This is a genomic window from Halomonas sp. MES3-P3E (assembly GCF_002836035.1).
In the GTDB taxonomy this organism is placed as follows: Bacteria; Pseudomonadota; Gammaproteobacteria; order Pseudomonadales; family Halomonadaceae; genus Vreelandella; species Vreelandella arctica.
This window is the reverse complement of sequence record NZ_PJBT01000025.1, coordinates 1-18,634: the sequence shown is the minus strand read 5'-3', so window position 1 is coordinate 18,634 and position 18,634 is coordinate 1. Positions and strand designations below refer to the sequence as shown.

The 18,634-nt window shown below is 53.5% G+C and carries 15 protein-coding genes; 8 read left to right on the top strand and 7 right to left on the bottom strand.

Annotated elements, in window-relative coordinates; all coding sequences use genetic code 11:
* Window positions 1-149: 149 nt before the first annotated feature.
* The 5 genes from CXF87_RS08815 to CXF87_RS08795 form a co-directional block, all read right to left on the bottom strand.
* The gene (locus tag CXF87_RS08815) at window positions 150-1,601 is read right to left on the bottom strand and encodes a sigma-54 interaction domain-containing protein (RefSeq protein WP_101146371.1); all 1,452 of its coding nucleotides are present in this window, start codon (window positions 1,599-1,601) and stop codon (window positions 150-152) included.
* Between the two features lie 235 nt (window positions 1,602-1,836).
* Window positions 1,837-2,844 (bottom strand): AraC family transcriptional regulator, encoded by a 1,008-nt coding sequence (locus tag CXF87_RS08810; protein ID WP_157826480.1) that lies wholly within the window; start codon window positions 2,842-2,844, stop codon window positions 1,837-1,839.
* A 158-nt stretch (window positions 2,845-3,002) separates the two neighbouring features.
* On the bottom strand, window positions 3,003-3,272 hold the full coding sequence (locus CXF87_RS08805; RefSeq protein WP_101146369.1) for a hypothetical protein: 270 nt from the start codon (window positions 3,270-3,272) through the stop codon (window positions 3,003-3,005).
* Window positions 3,273-3,349: 77 nt separating this feature from the next.
* A complete protein-coding gene (locus CXF87_RS08800; protein WP_008956723.1) occupies window positions 3,350-3,895 on the bottom strand; it encodes an invasion associated locus B family protein in 546 nt (181 codons plus the stop codon).
* A gap of 221 nt (window positions 3,896-4,116) precedes the next feature.
* Window positions 4,117-4,872, bottom strand: a complete 756-nt coding sequence (locus CXF87_RS08795) for a phosphatase PAP2 family protein (protein WP_101146368.1) — start codon at window positions 4,870-4,872, stop codon at window positions 4,117-4,119.
* Between the two features lie 368 nt (window positions 4,873-5,240).
* Between CXF87_RS08795 and CXF87_RS08790 the strand changes: the two genes are divergently transcribed.
* Window positions 5,241-5,993 carry a Crp/Fnr family transcriptional regulator gene (locus CXF87_RS08790; protein WP_101146367.1) on the top strand — a complete coding sequence of 251 codons (753 nt, stop codon included), beginning with the start codon at window positions 5,241-5,243 and terminating at the stop codon, window positions 5,991-5,993.
* Window positions 5,994-6,072: 79 nt separating this feature from the next.
* Here CXF87_RS08790 and CXF87_RS08785 read toward each other — a convergent pair whose 3' ends face one another.
* Window positions 6,073-6,603, bottom strand: a complete 531-nt coding sequence (locus tag CXF87_RS08785; protein WP_232774820.1) for a PadR family transcriptional regulator — start codon at window positions 6,601-6,603, stop codon at window positions 6,073-6,075.
* Window positions 6,604-6,717: 114 nt separating this feature from the next.
* Between CXF87_RS08785 and CXF87_RS08780 the strand changes: the two genes are divergently transcribed.
* The 7 genes from CXF87_RS08780 to CXF87_RS08745 all read left to right on the top strand — a co-directional run bounded on the left by CXF87_RS08780 (window position 6,718) and on the right by CXF87_RS08745 (window position 17,598).
* Window positions 6,718-7,089 (top strand): DUF2306 domain-containing protein, encoded by a 372-nt coding sequence (locus CXF87_RS08780; RefSeq protein ID WP_101146379.1) that lies wholly within the window; start codon window positions 6,718-6,720, stop codon window positions 7,087-7,089.
* Between the two features lie 218 nt (window positions 7,090-7,307).
* Window positions 7,308-7,820, top strand: a complete 513-nt coding sequence (locus CXF87_RS08775) for a GNAT family N-acetyltransferase (RefSeq protein ID WP_198556030.1) — start codon at window positions 7,308-7,310, stop codon at window positions 7,818-7,820.
* 106 nt (window positions 7,821-7,926) lie between these two features.
* Window positions 7,927-13,146 carry a DUF4011 domain-containing protein gene (locus CXF87_RS08770; RefSeq protein ID WP_101146364.1) on the top strand — a complete coding sequence of 1,740 codons (5,220 nt, stop codon included), beginning with the start codon at window positions 7,927-7,929 and terminating at the stop codon, window positions 13,144-13,146.
* Between the two features lie 96 nt (window positions 13,147-13,242).
* The gene (locus tag CXF87_RS08765) at window positions 13,243-13,869 is read left to right on the top strand and encodes a LysE family translocator (RefSeq protein ID WP_101146363.1); all 627 of its coding nucleotides are present in this window, start codon (window positions 13,243-13,245) and stop codon (window positions 13,867-13,869) included.
* Between the two features lie 53 nt (window positions 13,870-13,922).
* Window positions 13,923-14,513 (top strand): O-methyltransferase, encoded by a 591-nt coding sequence (locus tag CXF87_RS08760; RefSeq protein WP_232774818.1) that lies wholly within the window; start codon window positions 13,923-13,925, stop codon window positions 14,511-14,513.
* A 108-nt stretch (window positions 14,514-14,621) separates the two neighbouring features.
* Window positions 14,622-15,125: an arsinothricin resistance N-acetyltransferase ArsN1 family B gene (locus CXF87_RS08755; RefSeq protein ID WP_101146362.1), complete on the top strand. Its 504-nt coding sequence runs from the start codon at window positions 14,622-14,624 to the stop codon at window positions 15,123-15,125.
* A 1,567-nt stretch (window positions 15,126-16,692) separates the two neighbouring features.
* Window positions 16,693-17,598 (top strand): extracellular catalytic domain type 1 short-chain-length polyhydroxyalkanoate depolymerase, encoded by a 906-nt coding sequence (locus CXF87_RS08745; RefSeq protein ID WP_008956714.1) that lies wholly within the window; start codon window positions 16,693-16,695, stop codon window positions 17,596-17,598.
* 300 nt (window positions 17,599-17,898) lie between these two features.
* On the opposite strand, the gene CXF87_RS08740 is transcribed toward CXF87_RS08745, so the two are convergent.
* Window positions 17,899-18,612, bottom strand: a complete 714-nt coding sequence (locus CXF87_RS08740) for a Crp/Fnr family transcriptional regulator (protein ID WP_101146361.1) — start codon at window positions 18,610-18,612, stop codon at window positions 17,899-17,901.
* Between the last annotated feature and the right edge of the window lie 22 nt (window positions 18,613-18,634).

Genomic DNA, 18,634 nt, shown 5'->3' with positions numbered 1-18,634 from the left:
AGAGTAGAGCCGACGTATGCCGGCCTGTTTCTCTGGTAATAAGTATGCCAAATACAAATTATTGATTTTAAAAGATATTTTCGAGAAATTTATGATGAGACCTCACCATTTGGCGGGATCTCATCACTGCCGTGCTACTCTCACTCGCTTTAGGCGCAGTCCATTTTGAAGCGGTGTTTGTCAACCTTCAGCGCTCGGATTCTGGATTCGAGCGTCGACCGGGGTATTCCGAGTTTGGCAGCTGCACCTGCGGCCCCAGCAACACGCCCTCTGCTTTCAGCTAGCGCGGCTTCGATCATAGTGCGTTCATGTGCGGTCAGGTCATCGTCGAGCCGTCGCCCAAATTCCTGTCGAACGCATGGTTGGTCGACCAGCCAGCGCTCGTCCACCGTCAGTGTGTCTGTCTCGGTCACTATCACGGCCCGTTCGATGACGTTCTGCAGTTCGCGGACATTGCCTGGCCATGGGTAGGTTTGAAGGGCGTTAAGTGTCCTCTGACTGATCCTTTCGATCTTCTTGGCTGCGCGTTTGGCGAAGTGGTTGACAAAATAGTCGACCAGAAGAGGAATATCCCCGGGCCGGTGGCGCAGTGGCGGCATTTCAAGAGGGAAAACATTCAGGCGATAGAAGAGGTCTGTTCGAAATGAGTTTTCGGAAACTTCGACCTGAAGGTTGCGATTGGTTGCTGCAATGACGCGGACATCAACTTTTATCGGGCGGCTGCCCCCCACGCGTTCAAACTCGCGCTCTTGTAACGCCCGCAAGAGGGCGGCCTGAGCGTCGGGTGGCAGTTCACCCACTTCATCGAGAAAGATCGTGCCGCCATCAGCCAGTTCGAATCGACCCTTGCGTTGTTGAAGAGCCCCCGTGAAGGCGCCGCGTTCGTGGCCGAACAATTCAGAGGTGATCAATCCCGGAGACATCGCGGCGCAGTTCACGCTGATGAAGGCTCGGCCCGAACGCATAGAGCGCTTGTGAATAGCGCGCGCGATCAGCTCTTTGCCCGTTCCGGTTTCGCCGGTGATAAGCACCGTGGAGTCTGTCCTCGCCACCTTATTAAGTTCTTGGAGGACCGCGCGAAGTGCATCGGATTTACCGATTATCTCCTCAAATAGTGAGGTTCGATCGATTTCATCGCGCAAAAATACGTTCTCTTGCTTCATGCGTTCTTCGGTGTGCTTGTGGTCGTGGATGTCGGTGCCTGTGGCGTACCAGCGCAGGATTTGCCCGTTCTCGTCCCTTAGCGGCTCGTAGTGGATGCTAACCCAACGGTAATCTCCACCGTGCCATCTGGCACGCATTTCCAATTCAAAGGGCGAGCCTTGGCCTAAGCCACTTTGCCGTAAGTCTTTCAACCGCTCCACGTCCTCAGGGTGGAACATGAGCATACGAGCGTCGCCCGCCTTCAGATCGTCCATGTGAAGTCCGGTGTACCTCAGTATTGCCTTGTTGACGTACAGTAGCTTGCCATTAGGGCTCAACACCGTAATGAGCGCGGGGATCATGTCCAAAATCCGCTCAAGTTCCGCCAAGTGTCGCCGCAGACTGACCTCGTCCTCCATGACTGTGCAGAACACGTGGTTGTCGATATTTTCGCTCATGGCACCACCTCCTATGCAATCTACAAATGTTGTGAACCATTCTTAGGTTGAATGTGCTACTGCAACTCCGCGTTTGCCACCGGCTTTGATCAGCGCAGTGGTGCCCCGCAATTCGGGCAGTCCTCGTGCATCAGGCAGGTCCCTAGCGTCAGACGAAGAAGACGCACCCGTCCGGAAGTCGCCCACCGGCAGTGGTAGATTCGTTAGTTGTAATAAAGTCCAAGAAGAATCATTGCTAGATTGCAGACCGCATATCTTGTAAAGATGGGTCGCTATTTGAAAGTATGGGACTTGTTATTTCGACAGTGCAGCGTTGATTCAGACGGCGCCATGTGCCGGGCGTCATGCCGATGACACGGTGGAATACTCGGGTCATATGGCTTTGATCCGCAAACCCGCAGTCCAGGGCTATCTCGGCTAATAACCGGCGGGAGCATGCAAGCTGCTGTTTAGCCTTGTCGACTCGCCTCTGAAGCAGCCACGTATGCGGAGACATACCCGTCGATCCGCGGAATGCGCGTGTGAAGTGTCGAATCGACAAACCGCAGGCCTTTGCCAGGTCCGTGAGCGTGATATTGCCTGAGAGGTTAGCCGCGATCAGCTCCTTGGCGCATTGTTCTTGCCAGCGTGCCAGCCTGGCTGTCTTCGCCTCCAGTCTCACGCCCATCCCGCCATACGTATGTGCGACATGTGTGGCAAGTGCCCTGGCGACATAATCGACAAAGAGCTCGCTAGTCGGGCTTTGCCCGGACAGTGCGGGACGCATCGCAAGCAGGAGGTGACGGGTAACATGGTCTTGCAAGGCATTACCGGGTACATGGTGTAGTTCGTCGATAGCGGGGGCGTTGGCATCTTCGGTAAGTGCGTTGAGAGATTTATGCGGGATATACAGGTCCACCGCGTGGAATGGCTCGCGACGCTCATAGGCAGGGCTGTATCGAAAGTCAGCAATGAGGGTCGCTCCAGCGACGATTCCCTGCGGGCGGATCAAACGGCCATCAGCGTACAAGTCGAAATCCCAGGCTTGGAGTTGGAGTGAGATAAGAAATGCATCGTCGTAAAACGGTTGCATTATCAAGGGGGTATCTTCACTGCATGTAGTTTCTATAAATGCCAGCCCAGATTTGCAAGTGGCACTCGTTTGCAGGATTGGCGCGTCTTGCAAGTTAAGTGACTCGGCAAGGGCGCCTGCCCCTGGAGCCACCTGCTGGTGGAGCCGATTGGTTTGAGTTCGGCCGGACATGACGTGCATCCTCGTAAGAATCACAAAGTTGTAGGTTCTTCTTAATGACGGCGCAGTAGAACTAACCACGCAGCCTCTGAAAGGCTTGCCATCGCTCATCAGCACATTTACACCAGTGAGTTTGGCTCCTGCGTTTCCTTTCGTTCAGCCCTTAAAAACTATAGGCCGAGAATCGGGTCGGTCAATCCTGCTTGATCAGCGAGTACCTTGATCAACGTGCAGCGAGCTGGGTCGGGTAGGCGTGGGTCATTAATGGTTTCTGTCATCGTTGCCTTCACCCTGTGTGCCCATTGCATGTCGGGCACGCCGAGCGCGACGGCACCAATACCAATGCTGAGTAGGCCGAAAACAGGGAAGCGATACAAGGGGAGGTCTAGCGGACGGCTTTCTTCGATCAGCTCGGGTTTTCCATCTGCATCTAGGACCACATATCGGCCTAGGATGACATCGGCGGGGTAGAATTGCCGGCCCTTGTGGGCCGGCTTTGTCGGGGAGGGCCCTAAGATCAACGAGCGATGCGGGTACTGGCGTCGGTAAAGCCGGTCAGCGAAATATCCAGATCCAGGCGTTCACCGCGTGGATCAATCATGCTGAGGGTTGCTGTGCTGCCACTGCGGAGTTGCTGCAACATCGCTGGTTCAATGGGGACGTCAGCACGGCAGCCTTGCTCTTGGCAGACCTGATAGGGGAACTGGATTGGCTCACCGTTATCCACACTCAATTGCAAGCCTGCTGCCAGACGTACCCCCAGCGGCACGAAGAAGCTCATCACCGGGTCATCGATCTGAGGCGGGTAGTCGAGAATTACCTGCATCAAGGGCTGGTCGCTGTCAGGTTGCGTAACCAATTGCGCCATCGCACACGGAGTCGGGCCCTCGGCATTACGCTGGCAGCGGACTTCCCAATCCTGGAACGATTCGGTGGTGACATCATTACCGGCAGCCGCTCCCGGCTGTTGTTGGCTGAAGGCGTTGGGAGACAAAGCTAAGAGCGATAATAGCCCTATCTTGCATAAGTTTTGAGTCAGGTTTTGAGTCAGATTGTGCGGCATTGGCGTAACCTCCTATTGGTTTGCTGATGGTGGGTAATAATACTCACCATGCCTGCTTGTTCGCTTGAGGTCGAGCCCCTTGACTCACAAGAGCATGCCTGGGCGGTTTACCTTTCTCTCCACCCAGTCTTCTATTCTTAATCGGCTTCATGGCGACTATAAGTTTTTCCCACGCCACTGGACAATACTCATTGGTGTTGCCCAGCGCTACTTGAGCCACGTTATTCAGTGTCCGACCCACTAACTTCTGTCTCTACCTGCCCACGTCGCTGCATCCAGCGCATCACGATCCAGCACATCGCTGCCCAGCTCGCCCCAGCCGTCCAGCCGGCAAGCACATCAGTCGGCCAATGCACTCCGAGATAGATGCGGCTTATGCCTACCAGCAGGGTCAGTAATATCGCCAGAATCAAAAGGTATGCCTTCAGCCTCAGCGCGGGCTGCACGCGGGTGAGTAGCGCGGCCAGGGTGAGGTAGGTCACGGCAGACATCATTGAGTGGCCGCTGGGAAAGCTTGCGGTGTAGACCATGGCTTCATGAGGCACGAGATCCGGACGAGGGCGATCAAAACCCATCTTCATTACGGTGCTAAGGAGTATGCCGCCCGGCACTGCGATCGCGGCAAAGAGGGCCGCGCGATAACGTCTGGCGAGTAACAGGTAGCCCAGGGCGCCCAGAGTGATAAGTACCAGTACGCCAACACCGCCAAGCGCGGTAAAGTCCCGCCCCATTTCCTCGACCCAGCCTGGCCCGATTGGGTCGCTAAGATCGGCGGGGTTGCGAAGGGCGAGTAGCAGGCTCTCATCGACGCTCTGGGTGTCCCCCTCAGTGACTTCGTCGGCCAGCGCGACGAACCCCCAAACCCCGCCGGAAAGTACCGCGACGCATAGCAGCATCGCTAGTTCGTAGCGGCCGAGCCGAGCCAGCAAGGAGACGCTATGGTGCCCAGCTTGTCTAATTTTTTCATGGCGCTTCATTTGCAACTCCTTTGCTTTGATAAGTGATTCGCAACGTCTATTCTGACGCTCTTATGGTGTCAGTGTTATCAATAGCGCAGAAAACCACTTACTTCTAAAGCAGGATGACGTTTTACCAGGGGGCCGTTTAGCAAGATAGTCAGACATTGACGCCGAAGGTCTTGCGACAATGCGGGGGCTGACCTGATGGCACTGCCTGTAATATTGTCGAAACGACGTTGACGTGTGGCATTCTGGAGCCGGACCATCCCTGTAGGATTCATGCAACCATTTGATAATACGTATAATTCATAACCTACGTTAGGTTGGTAAAGTAGGCAAATGTTTTAGAATAACGCTAATAAACCATTTGCCTGAGGGGTAACAGAGTGTCTCTCATCGATACAGAAGTGATGCGGGGCCTTAGTACTCAAGGCGCGCTGTCTCCAGAAGACAAAGCGCTATTGCTGGGCCTTGAGCTCAGCCCTAGGTACATGTCGGCTAGCGAGGTGCTCTGGCAGGAGAGTGAGGATGCTGATCTGTTCTGCGTGGTCAAGGAGGGCTGGGCATACTCCTATCGCAACTTAAAAAATGGTTCAAAACAGGTCCTCAAGTTCTATCTCCCCGGCGATATCATCGGTATTCGCGATTTTGGTTTCACTCGCCGACTGGCAAGTGCGGCAATGATTAATAAAGGTGTGATCTGTCCGTTCTCATATCAGCAGCTTTTTGAACTTTTTGGGCGTTCGAACCTAGCCGCCGGCATCGTGGCCACAGCAACACGCCAGCAGGCGCAACTCTCCGAGCGGCTGATTTACCTCGGCAAGTATTCAGCCCACGAGCAGCTGGCACACTTTCTCTACGAAATCTATCTGCGACTCAAGCGGATCGAGGCCGTAAAGGACAACAGCTTCTTCATGCCGCTCACTCAGGAACTGATTAGCGACGCGCTGGGGATGAGCCCGGTTCACGTGAGCCGGACTTTCTCAATGCTGCGTGAGGAGGGGTTGGTGATCCGAAACCGTCAGCACGTGAAGTTACCCGACCCCGAAGCGTTGGCGCGGTTAGTCGAATTCAATGACAGCTATATCGATGAACTCCTACCTCCCTCATTTTCTGAACTTCTAAAAGCTAGCTTATAAAGCCCCGGTAGTCTCTATTGGCTGATAACAGCCCCCGCCAAAGCCCCCAGCATCCATGAGGATCTGGTTTCACCAATAGCTATTGCTCTTCCTCCATCACTTCCTCGACCCATTCCACCCACGTTTCGGTAAGGCGTTGGCCAAGCCGCAGCGTGTGCCATGGCCCGCGCTGGGCGGGCGTCAACGTCTCTGGGTTGCTAAACCACTCCCGTTCGATAGCAGCGTAGGTCGTTAGGCACTCCTTGAGTTGCTTGCGGAAGTCAGTGAGCTCTTCGCGGCGGGCCTGCTCAGGCCAGCGTTCCCAGGCGAAAAACTTGGCAAACAATGGCTGGCGCACAGGGCTGGTAGACAAGGGTTCGGCGAGCCAGATGTCCAGCGCCTGACGCCCCGCTTCGGTGAGTTGGTAAACCTTGCGGTCGGGGCGTTCGGTTTGCGGCAGAGTCTCGCACGCCAATAGGCCATCGCCGCGCATTCGGTCAAGTTCGCGGTAGAGCTGCTGGTGGCTGGCCTGCCAAACATGGGCGAGTCCCGCTTTGAAGCGCTGCAGGATATCGTAGCCAGTGCCGGGCTCACGCTGAAGAGTGATTAATAAAACGGCGCGTAGGGACATGAGTAACCGTGTGTTTCGAACGTTATGCACATAGTTGCATAATAAAATGGCAGGGGCTAGCCTTATGCAACAAGTTGCATTTGCCGGGCAGTTGACTTGGCTCTCGGAGGTTTCATGGCGTTTACCCTGCATCTCTACGCGTCTCTTCTGGCCTTGGGGCTTGGGGCGATTCTGCTGCTTTCGCCAAAGGGCACTATGCTCCATCGAATACTGGGCAGCACCTGGGTGCTCGCCATGGCGTTCTCTGCCTTGAGCTCCTTCTGGTTTGGCGGCGGCGTTCTGCCTTTAATAGGTCACTTTGGACCGATTCATCTACTTTCGTTGTGGGTACTAGTAGCTCTTGCCGTTGCAGTGGTGGCTATCCTCAAGGGGAGGGTAGAGCAGCATCGCGGTTGGATGGTTGGCGCCTATCTGGGGCTGGTCGGTGCTTTTGTCGGTTCCCTGGCACCAGGACGCTGGATCGCTGTTCAGCTGGGCTTGTGGTAATGGTTAAAAGCAAGCGTGATAGATAGAGCCACTGAGCTTCTAGCAGAGCACTCCAATCATTGTTGAGCTTATGCTAACTTAGCATTAACGATTCAAAAGATAGTGCCTCACCTATAATCAAGTTTTATTTACTTCTGCTTTCTCAGCCGATGTCTAGATAGAAGCGAGCACTGTGTTACTTGAATCTGTGTTTCCCGTATCCATTTATGGAGGCTTCAATGGAGCTTAGGCATGCGGAAGAGCTAGATCTGCCCAGAATTGTGAATATCTACAATGCAGCTATCCCAACGAGGTCCTCTACGGCGGATACGGAGCCGGTTAGCGTTGAATCGCGCCTTGAGTGGTTTCGGCAACATCAACCTGAGAGCCGTCCGCTACTGGTGTATGAACAGGACGAAGAGGTCGTTGCATGGGTAAGTTTTGAGAGTTTCTATGGCAGACCCGCGTATCGGCATACGGCTGAGCTGAGCATCTATATCGCCCCAGAGCATCAGGGTAAGCTGCTAGGCAAAAGGCTTTTATTGGCTGCCGAGAATATGGCACCAAAACTGGGTTTACGTACTCTGGTCGGTTACGTCTTTGCGCATAATACCCCGAGTATTCGGCTGCTAAAGGCTCTTGGTTACCATGAGTGGGGGCGCCTTCCTGATATAGCCGAGATGGATGGTAGGGAGTACAGTCTCTGTATTATGGGGAAGCGGCTAGCCATTAATGACCTAGCTGACCACTAAATCGGTAATAGTCGGTTTATTGCCGGTTACCCATCACCGCACCCGTAGTTGGCCCAATAGACCACGCCTGAGCGACCACTGGCTTTAATCTTAAATAAGAGAGCCCATGCCTAACCAGAAATCACCCATCATCAAGATCCACGCAACGCTAGTGGAAAAGATCAACTTTGCCTGCCATCAAAGTGCGTTTGCGGTACTGCGGGAGCTGCAGATTGAGAACCTGAATGAAGAGCAGGCTCTCTCTGATCTTACCGTGACGTTGGCGGCGTCTCCTGGGTTTGTGAAGCAGAAGACCTGGACGGTGGATCGGTTGGCAGCGGGTGGGTTGCTCGCTTTGAAAGATCGGGATCTTGAGTTAGACGGTGGTTTCCTGTTGGGGTTGACGGAATCCATGCGTGGCTCGGTGACGCTTAGCGTTCGCCAAGGTGAAGAGACCTTGGCTGAGCATACAGTGCCGGTGGAATTGTTGGCCTGTAATGAGTGGGGCGGGGCTGGCTATATGCCGGAGCTGTTGGCGGCGTTTTGTACGCCCAACGACCCGACGGTAGATCGGTTGTTGGGTCACGCTAGTCAGATTCTGCGCAAGGCGGGCAAGCCCGACCAGATTAATGGCTATGAGTCCAACAGCCGCGAGCAGGTATGGCTAATGGCTTCGGCTATTTACACCGCCATTGTCAAAATGCAGCTAGGCTACGCGCTGCCGCCCGCCAGCTTCGAGAGCAATGGGCAGAAAGTTCGCCTCCCTAATCATATTGAAAGCGCCAGGGTGGCGACCTGTCTAGATACCACCTTGCTATTCGCAGCAGCGCTGGAGCAGGCCCAGTTGAACCCACTGGTGGTGCTTACCAAAGGGCATGCTCTAGTAGGGCTATGGTTGGAAAAAGAGGATCTTTCCAGTGTGGTGGTCGATGAGGCGGAAACCCTTCGCCAGCGTATTCCACTGCAAGAACTCATTCTGATCGAGACCACCTACACCACCCAGCATCCTGCGCCGCCTTTTTCCAAAGCGGTTGAGGCGGGCAATAAGCAAGTGTCGTTGGACAAGGATCACGAGTTTATCGCAGCGGTGGATATTCGCCGGGCACGGGCCCATCGCATCAACCCCATTAGCCTGAAATCTCAGTCAGAAAACGTTTTTGCAGCCAGCAATGTAGCTGACACTTTCGAGCCGCTTTTGGAAGAGGCACCGGATTTGCCGGCAGCAACCGTGCATATGGAACAGGAGGTGTTCGAAGACTCACCGGGTGGCCGTTTGGAGCGCTGGCAACGTAAGCTGCTGGATCTATCTGCGCGTAACCCGTTGCTTAACCAGAAACCGAGTAAAAGTAGCCTGCAATTGGTATGCGGTGACCCCAGCGCATTGGAAGATTTATTGGCCACTGGGGCGCGTATTTCTATTGCGCCTTTCCCCCGACTTCAGGCGCAAGATCAGGATGAGGATATTCATCGCCAGCGAACGGGTGAAGATCTGAAGGAAGTATATTCCCGCGATGCGTTGGCCAAGAAGCAGGTGCTGGTAGAACTCACTCAAGAAGAGCTAGAAAAGCGCTCGGTCGAAATCTACCGCAAAGCGCAAACGTCGCTGAAAGAGGGGGGCTCCAATACCCTGTTTCTGGCGGTCGGGTTTTTATTGTGGAAACCGAATGACAAAGGCAGCCGCCGTTACCGTGCCCCACTGATTCTGTTACCGGTATCGCTAGAGCGAAAGTCGGTACGCAGTGGCGTGAAAATGGTTGCCAATGATGACGAACCGCGCTTCAACACCACGCTGCTAGAGCTATTGAAGAAAGATTTTGCTATCGAGATCAACGGCCTGACAGGTGCTCTACCCGAGGATGAGAGCGGCGTAGACGTGGTCGGCATCTGGAACCGGGTACGCCAAGCCATTAAGGCAGTGCCTGGCTTTGAAGTAGTGGAAGACGTAGTGTTGGGGCACTTCTCGTTCGCCAAGTATCTGATGTGGAAAGACCTGATGGATCGCTCCGAGGCGCTAAAGGAAAGCCCGGTGGTGAAGCATCTTCTCGACACCCCACGTGAGCCCTACGAAAGCGATATTCGCTTTGTAGATGCCAAGGATATTGACCGGGAATACACCCCGGCAGATTTGCTGACACCTCTGCCTGCAGATTCTTCCCAAATGTCGGCGATTGCCACCGCCGATCGGGGTAAAGATTTTGTCATTATCGGGCCGCCGGGTACCGGTAAAAGCCAGACTATCGGTAACCTGATTGCCCATATGCTGGGTAAAGGCAAAAAAGTACTTTTCGTATCCGAGAAGACTGCCGCCCTGGAAGTGGTACATCGTCGCCTGCGGGAAATCGGCCTTGGGCAGTTCTGCCTGGAGCTGCACTCCAACAAAGCGAAGAAAGCCGATGTGCTGGATCAGCTACGTACTTCCTGGAATAGCGCTTCCCAGACATCGGTAAGCGACTGGAAGGCGGAGGGCGAGCGCCTGAAAACCCTGCGTGACCGTTTGAATCGTGTTGTGAATGCCTTACATCAGCGCCACCGGAATGGGCTGACGGCGCACTACGCGATGGGTATCAAAATACGCGATGCAGCGCTCGCCGCTAAGGTAAAGCTAAGCTGGGCCAACGGCGAGATACACGACGAAAAACAGCTAGAACATTTACGCGAAATGGCGGCGTTGTTGAGCGTGCAGGCGAATGCCGTTGGCAATCTTGTCGATCACCCGCTGAGTGCCATCACTCATCATGACTGGCGGCCTCAGTGGCAGGAAGAGGTGGTCACTGTTGCCCGCCAGCTCCAAGCCAGCGCCGACAAAATGTCCCAGGATTTAGCAGCCCTGGAGAAAGCTCTGGGGATTAGCTTGGGTACGGTAAATTTGGCCAAGCTTTCCGCCGTGGCGGAGTGTGGCCAAGTGCTGCTGGATGCCTATCGCCAGCAAGCCTCTTTTGCCCTGGAACCCGATGCGCCTGATCGACTTGATGCACTGGAAGAAGCGGTCATTCAGCTTAAAACCTATATCGCTACCCAGGAAAAATTGAGCTGCAACTATGCGCCTCTGGCGTGGCAAACGCTGGATGCCGCGGCGCTTGGCCCAACCTGGGCGGCGGCCAACGAAACCTGGTGGCCGAAAAGCTGGTTCGCCAAGCGCAGTGTCGTCAAGCAGATGCGCGCAGGCGGTGCCCAGGGTACTCCAAACCCAGACAACGATATCCCCGTACTGATGCAGCTGCGCGAAACGGGCGGCCATATTGATCGCCTGGATGGCGTATTGAAGGGGCTACGGGGCTGGGACGCGTATAACTCTGACCCCGATGCTATGGCCGCCTTGAAGCTATTGGGTTCTCGTGCCCGTGTAGCGGTGGGCAAGCTTGCTGATGACGCGGAGTCGCTGGCGATGCTGCGGGGTAAGATTCGTACGCTGCTCTATGATGCCAACGACCTGCTGGCGCCGGAAGCCCCCGTAGGGCGGGTGATCAATGACTTCAAAGCGACGTTTGAGGCATTTACGGCGCTTAAAATGCAGTTTGAAACGCTGATCGGCTCAACGCTAGATGGACGTCTGGATACTCAAGTGCCCGCCTTAGAGGCGTTAAGTGCTCACTGCCAGCAGATTGTCGACCACCATATTTCGCTGAAAGAGTGGTGTGCCTGGATGCGTCGCCGTTCTGAAGCGCTGGATTGCCAGCTTGGCCCGCTGGTAGACGCCATTGAGCAGGGCAGCGTAACAGCGGATGAGGTTGAGGACGTTTTCGAAGCGGCCTACTGTGCCTGGTGGTCGTCAGCAGTGATTGGCGAAGATGAGGTACTGCGCACCTTCTCATCGCCTGAGCATCAGGCCACGATTCAACATTTCCGCGAGCTGGATACCCGCTTCAGCGCGCTGACGGCCCAATACATCGCGGCGAGTTTGTCTGGGGAAATTCCTGATCAGGACGGAATCCAGAAAAGCTCCTCCTGGGGCGTACTGCGCCACGAACTGCAGAAAAAAATGCGTCATAAGCCGGTGCGGGAGATGATGGAAACCATCCCCGATGCGATTACCACCCTGGCCCCCTGTTTAATGATGTCACCGCTCTCCATCGCTCAGTTCCTCTCCCCAGGGCAGGCGCTGTTTGACGTAGTGATTTTTGATGAAGCCTCGCAGATTACCGTGTGGGATGCGGTCGGTTCTCTGGCACGTGGCAAACAGGTCATCGTGGCGGGCGATCCCAAACAGATGCCGCCGACGAACTTCTTTGGCCGCTCTGATGATGACCCGGATGGCGACGTTGATGGTGAGGGCGATCTTGAGAGTATTCTTGACGAGCTGATGGGCTCCAGTATCCCCCAGCGGGTATTGAATCTGCATTACCGCTCCCGCCGCGAAAGCCTGATAGCATTCTCCAACAGCCGTTACTACGACAACTCTCTGGTGACCTTTCCAGCCCCGGTACACCCAGACAAGGGCGTTTCGCTGGTGCGACCACAAGGGTTTTATGCCCGTGGTAAAGCACGCCATAACCAAGGGGAAGCTAAAGCCATTGTGGCCGAGATTTTGCGGCGGCTAACCTCGGAAGATGAAGCGGTGCGCCGCCAGTCCATTGGGGTGGTGACCTTCAATACCGAGCAGCAGAGCTTGATTGAAGACCTGCTCGATAAAGCCCGCGGGGAAGACCCAAGTATCGAATGGGCCTTCTCCGACGACGAGCTGGAGCCGGTCTTCGTAAAAAACCTGGAGACGGTACAGGGCGACGAGCGGGACGTGATCTTGTTTAGTATCACCTACGGCCCAGACGAGGCCGGTCACGTCACCATGAACTTCGGCCCGCTGAACCGTAACGGTGGTGAGCGTCGATTGAACGTGGCTATGACTCGCGCCCGCTCAGAAATGGTGGTGTTCTCCACTCTGACCCCGGAGCGTATCGATCTATCCCGCACCTCGGCCCGGGCCGTGGCAGATCTCAAGCACTTTTTAGAATATGCCGAACGGGGTGCTTCAGCACTCGGCGCTGCCGTTCATGGCTCCGTGGGTGACTTTGAATCGCCGTTTGAGATTGCGGTTGCCAGAGGCCTGCAAGAGAAAGGTTGGATAGTCCATCCGCAAATCGGCGTTTCTGCCTACCGTATAGATATGGGCATTGTTCACCCGGACAAACCCGGTGTTTATTTGGCAGGCATTGAGTGTGATGGCGCCATGTACCACAGCTCAGCCTATGCCCGTGAGCGGGACAAGGTACGCCAGAGCGTATTGGAAGGATTGGGCTGGTCACTGTTTAGAGTCTGGTCAACGGACTGGTGGACAAATCGCGCTAAGGCGCTAGAGCTGTTAGATGCAGCTTTAACGCAGCAGTTGGAAAAAGCGCAAGCAAAAAACTAAGTATTTTAAATTGACGGAATAAGCACCTCACAGAGCACTCCAATCATTGTTGAGCTTATGCTAACTTAGCATTAACAACCTGTGAGGTAGCTTTCCATGTCTATTGAAATCTGGTTCGCCTTTGCCCTGGCATCGGTGGCGTTGCTCGCCATACCCGGGCCAACGATTTTGACCGTGGTTAGCTACTCCATTGCTCAAGGTAGGCGCGCCAATATTCCCCTAGTTGTTGCAGTGGCGTTGGGTGACTCAACGGCGCTGCTCTTTTCACTGCTTGGCCTGGGAGCGGTGTTAGCCACCTCGGCCTTTTGGTTCACCGTGATTAAATGGATCGGCGGTTTATACCTGCTTTATATGGGCATAAAGCTGTTGCGTGCCGGTATATCGTCGGTGCAGCCGGTAACACCGGCGGTATCAGGTTCGCGCTGGAAGCTCTTCACTAACACCTATCTCGTTACTGCGCTTAACCCGAAGGGCATTATCTTCTTCGTCGCCTTTTTGCCGCAATTCGTCAGCCCGAACGCCAATGCTGGGCAACAACTGTGGATACTTGCGATCACGTTTGTGGCGTTGGCAACGCTTAATGCCATTCTCTACGCCGTATTCGCAACGTCGGTGCGCAAGATGCTGGCATCGCGTCGTGCCCAGCGTCGCTTCAACTTGGTTGGCGGAACGTTACTCTTTTCAGCGGGTGTCTGGGCGCTGCTTGCCAAGCGGCCTGTGTAAGCAAAGGGCGGTAAATTTGATGATGAAAATGCTGTGCCTAGCGGGAGGCAACTGTGAGTGAAACTCTTCAAGAACTGCTAATGGAACTTGAGCGATTTGGCCAACAAAACGATGCTGCCATTTCTGAACGCCCAAGACGAATGCTCAATATCACCCGTGATACGGGGAAGTTTCTATCGGTACTTGTTCAGGCAACCAACGCGCAACGAGTGTTGGAAATTGGTACTTCCAACGGGTACTCCACCTTGTGGCTGGCCCAGGCGGCACAGATGATTGGAGGGCACGTTACCACCGTTGAACTTTCCGAATTCAAGCTTGCGATGGCCGCGAGGAATTTTGAGCGCTCAGGCCTCTCTAAGGTCATCACTCAGCATCGAGGGGAGGCGGGTGGTCTTCTTGAAAGCATGGACGATGCCTGTTTCGATCTGGTCTTTTTAGACTCAAAACGCTCTGATTATGTGCAATGGTGGCCTAATATCCAGCGAGTTTTACGCAAAGGTGGGCTTCTTGTGGTGGATAACGCCACCTCCCATACAGATGAAATGGCTCCTTTCATGGTGCAGGTATCGGCAGATCCCAATTTCACCACATGCACCGTCCCCGTTGGTAATGGTGAGTTTCTGGCGACGCGGTGTGGTAGTTAACGGGCAACTCTTATCATAGCTAAAAAGCACTCTAGCTGGTCATTAAAGAGGAGGCTGTTTTTTATTTATCAATGAACGTAAATCATCAAAACATAAGTGGAATAAACCATGATCAGAGATGCTGTAAAGGGTGATTCGGAAGGCATAGCGCACATTTATAATTACTACATTGAAAATACCGCTATTTCATTTGAAGAAACGCCAGTATCGGGTACCGATATCGAGCGCAGAATCGAGAATGTTCAAATGGCCGGTTTACCCTGGATGGTGGCAGTGGAAGATTATGCTGTGGTGGGCTATGCCTACGCGACTAAATGGAAAGAGAGGAGCGCCTATCGATTTTCAGCCGAGGTCAGTGTCTACCTTTCCAACCAGGTGCAGGGTAGGGGCTTGGGTGCATCGTTGTATGAAACACTCTTTTCTAAGCTCAAAGAAGGCGGGATTAATACGGTGATTGGCGGCATTACGCTACCCAACCCAGCCAGTGTCGCACTGCATGAAAAAATGGGTATGAAGAAAGTGGCACATTTTGAAAATGTTGGGTTTAAGTTCAATCAGTGGCAAGACGTTGGGTACTGGCAGTTAAGCTTGGGGGGAAAGGTCAGGAGCTGAGCAAGCGGTATCCAGTCGATGATAGCGACGCGAGTTTGCTCGGTAATTTCGAACGGGACAGGTCGGTGTGTCTTTTGCTGCATCACCATGGCTCGTGGAGATATGCGCGTACCATGGGCTATATCCCGTACTTGTCAATTGACGAGGTCGCAGCCCTTAATTTGCTATCGATGATTAAATTGAAGAGGGCAATATCTCTCGTCTTTTTTGCAAGTTGTAGCTGTACACGGATGGCCCAGATATCTCGAAGACGCAGAGGTGCCTTCTGCCCAACCAGTTTGCTTTATTCCAAGGTACAAAGGAGATTTCAGTCGCTGAGGACGCATTTCTCGCTAACGAGACACGCCTGGACAAGCTCACTAAACTCAAAGTCGATTAGGAGACTAAGGGCTTAATCATGGCTCTGCCGCGCTTGTAAAAGCTGGTAGGGCTCCTTAGTAGGTGTATCTTAGGCGTTACCCGATTAATTCCAGGTGTTGGCATAATGAGTGAGGATATTTTGATCTGCCTTGCTGGCCGTAAATGGTGCCAATACGGCTGAGCTCTGTAATCGCCAACTAGTTTTTCGGGTTTTCACACAGCCTCGCCCTTTATTGGGCACATTACGCTACTTTGTCATGTTGTAAATTTGAAAAAATGGCCTTTGGCTAGTAGCAATAATTAACCACTAAAAAATCACAGTAATGGAAGAGTTCCTTTTCATTGGGTGAGTTCTCAGAGTAGTTAATTTAAGTGACCTTGATTTTTGATAATTCTTTGCCGCTATGTGCGTAAGCGCACGGTGAGTGCTTTCTGTAGGCGTCATCCTAAGAGAGAGTTTGGCAAAGGAAATGCCTAAACAAGGATGTTGCGCTATGCGCTGTAAGGATTCAGCGCCCCTTTCTCATAGTAATAATAGTATTCCATTCTTCGTCCTGCTGTTGTCCTTGGCATTAGGTATCGTCACCTGACATTGTTTTTGACGAATAATCTCTACTCTCGCCCCGGCAGATGCTAACAGCATGGCCCATCAACTTTCATTACTAATGATGAGTAACCATATCTGTAGTGCTGCGATGGGCATTTACGAGCAATGGTTCGAGTAAGAGCACCGAGATGAGGGAGGGGGCAACTCATTCTCCACGGCATGAAGGCTTAGCATTAAAGTGATCCGCGGTAAGGAAAATGTCATGAAAATCATTTTTGTGCTAACGCTTGGAACGATAGCCTTGCTTTTGGCTTTCACCGCCCAGGATTCGCTTAGTGCGAGAATCTTCCTTGCTACGGTGGGCCTTGTGTTATTCGCGGTGGCGCTGAGTCCGAGATCTGCTCAGGGTGAAGAGAAGGCATCCAGACCCTGAATCCAAGCTAATCAAGGTGCGCTATTTCAGCGATCGATCTGAAGTGGCAGGACCCTTGGAGGGCATACTAGCAATCACATAGATACCTATACATTGTTATTCAGCTGCAATCGAAGAGAAGGATTCAGCTTAAAATTCAGAAAGAACTACCCAGAATAAGGCTTTCCAGAGCGGTCTTTCTTTGCGGGTAGCATTATGAGCCAAACTAAACTGGCAAAGGAGGTTTTATGACGACATCTTCAGATACCCACAATCGTCTGACCGCGTTAAAAAAATTCGGAACTGACCCTGGGTCGTTGCATGCAGACACCTATATCCCGAAGAATTTTCAGAAGAATGGGCCACTCGTCGTCGTTCTACACGGCAGCACCCAGTCGGCTGAGAGCTATAATCACGGATCAGGCTGGTCAACTCTCGCCGATGAATGCGGGATAGCGCTTCTGTATCCGGAGCAGAGGAAAACCAATAACGCTCTTAGCAGCTTCAATTGGTTCAAGACTGGCGACACCCGCCGTGGCGGAGGCGAACCACTCTCTATTCGTCATATGATCAATCAGGTCGTTGAGGATCACTGTATCGACCCAACACGTGTGTACATCACGGGGTTGTCCTCGGGTGGGGCAATGGCATCTGTGATGCTGGCGACCTATCCAGAGGTATTCGCGGGAGGTGCGATCATCGCTGGACTACCCTACCGCAGCGCGGACACTCTGATGCAAGCGATGGTTCGCATGAAAGGATATGGCGGCCCTTCGGATAGCAAGCTCGACTCGCTTGTGCGTGGAGCGTCGACATTTGACGGCCCTTGGCCAACAATTTCGGTCTGGCATGGTGGCAGCGATTCGACTGTAGACAATGCCAACGCTGATTCTATCGTTCGACAGTGGCAGAAGATTCACGAGGTCGAAGGGCCACCGACCCGAGTTGAGCAGGTAGATGGTTTTCCCCGACAGGTCTGGTGCAACGCGGACAGGCGGGAGGTGATCGAGGAATACATCATCGGCAAGATGGGGCACGGTACGCCGATCATGGCTGAGGGGGAAGACGGCCTCGGGGAAGAAGGCAAGTATATGCTGGAAGTCGGTATTTCTTCGACCCGCCATATAGCGCATTTCTGGGATCTTACTGCGTAAGGTAGCGGTGGCCGGTTGGTTCTTTCCACCATCGCTTAGACACTCAAGATAGTGCCAACGTACAACGCTCTGCTCGAATGGCTCAGATAATGTAAAGCTTCGTCTAAGGCGCTTGCTCTGCATTATCTGAGCATTTTTCATTTGTCAGCACTTATAGTGTGAGGTCTACATTTTGCTCACACGTAACTATTCGTCCTTTCTCTTCCAACCGAGACATCCGTCTGAACGAATATGTAGTCGGTTCATGTTGCTGGATAAAAGGGCTTGGGAGAGAGGTCAGAGCGCTACTTCTCTTTTCTTTTACAATGACTTCATTACTCTGGCATATAGTGCGCAATCTTCGGTGTAGCACTCGCAGGCCGTCTCAATCAGGCCCGGTCGGTCAAGCACGACGATTGCGCCACGGTGATAACGAATTAAGCTACGGGCCTGAAGGGCGGACGCTGCCAGCGTAATCCCGGCACGCCGGACACCGAGCATCATGGCGAGAAACTCATGGGTCAGCTGCAATTGAGCAGAGTTAGCGCGATCCTCCGTCATCAGCAGCCAGCGGGCGAGCCGGGCTTCAATCTGATGGAAGTGGTTACAGGCCACTGATTTCGCTAGCTGATTCATCACCACATAGAGGTACTTATTTAACCGTTGATGCAGCACAGGGCCCTTCTCAAGTAGCCACTGGAAGCGGGCAGCGCTGATACGCAAGGCGGTCCCCGAGCCCTGAACCAATGCAAGGAGGGGCGCCTCATTGATACCTAGCACCAGCGAGGTGCCCAGCATACCTTCTCGGCCTGCCATCGCGACTTCAAGCCGGATGCCACCATTGATGACTGCAATGAGTGAAATAAAACTATCGATGGGGAAGTAAACGTGGGTGATCGTATCGCCGGGCTGGAATAACACTTTGCCAAAGGCAAGTTCCACGGTTTCACAGTCAGCCATCAAGGCATACCGCTCAACGTCTGGTAGCGACGCAAGTAGCTGATTGGTGTTAGGAGTGTGCAAAAAATAAGACATGCGCCTCTCCGGTCATAAGAAC

Excerpts from the sequence above, each read along its gene's own strand:
- CXF87_RS08815 (WP_101146371.1), bottom strand. The coding sequence starts at position 1,601 with ATGAGCGAAAATATCGACAACCACGTGTTCTGCACAGTCATGGAGGAC.
- CXF87_RS08810 (WP_157826480.1), bottom strand. The coding sequence starts at position 2,844 with ATGTCCGGCCGAACTCAAACCAATCGGCTCCACCAGCAGGTGGCTCCA.
- CXF87_RS08800 (WP_008956723.1), bottom strand. The coding sequence starts at position 3,895 with ATGCCGCACAATCTGACTCAAAACCTGACTCAAAACTTATGCAAGATA.
- CXF87_RS08795 (WP_101146368.1), bottom strand. The coding sequence starts at position 4,872 with ATGAAGCGCCATGAAAAAATTAGACAAGCTGGGCACCATAGCGTCTCC.
- CXF87_RS08785 (WP_232774820.1), bottom strand. The coding sequence starts at position 6,603 with ATGTCCCTACGCGCCGTTTTATTAATCACTCTTCAGCGTGAGCCCGGC.
- CXF87_RS08780 (WP_101146379.1), top strand. The coding sequence starts at position 6,718 with ATGGCGTTTACCCTGCATCTCTACGCGTCTCTTCTGGCCTTGGGGCTT.
- CXF87_RS08775 (WP_198556030.1), top strand. The coding sequence starts at position 7,308 with ATGGAGCTTAGGCATGCGGAAGAGCTAGATCTGCCCAGAATTGTGAAT.
- CXF87_RS08770 (WP_101146364.1), top strand. The coding sequence starts at position 7,927 with ATGCCTAACCAGAAATCACCCATCATCAAGATCCACGCAACGCTAGTG.
- CXF87_RS08765 (WP_101146363.1), top strand. The coding sequence starts at position 13,243 with ATGTCTATTGAAATCTGGTTCGCCTTTGCCCTGGCATCGGTGGCGTTG.
- CXF87_RS08755 (WP_101146362.1), top strand. The coding sequence starts at position 14,622 with ATGATCAGAGATGCTGTAAAGGGTGATTCGGAAGGCATAGCGCACATT.
- CXF87_RS08745 (WP_008956714.1), top strand. The coding sequence starts at position 16,693 with ATGACGACATCTTCAGATACCCACAATCGTCTGACCGCGTTAAAAAAA.
- CXF87_RS08740 (WP_101146361.1), bottom strand. The coding sequence starts at position 18,612 with ATGTCTTATTTTTTGCACACTCCTAACACCAATCAGCTACTTGCGTCG.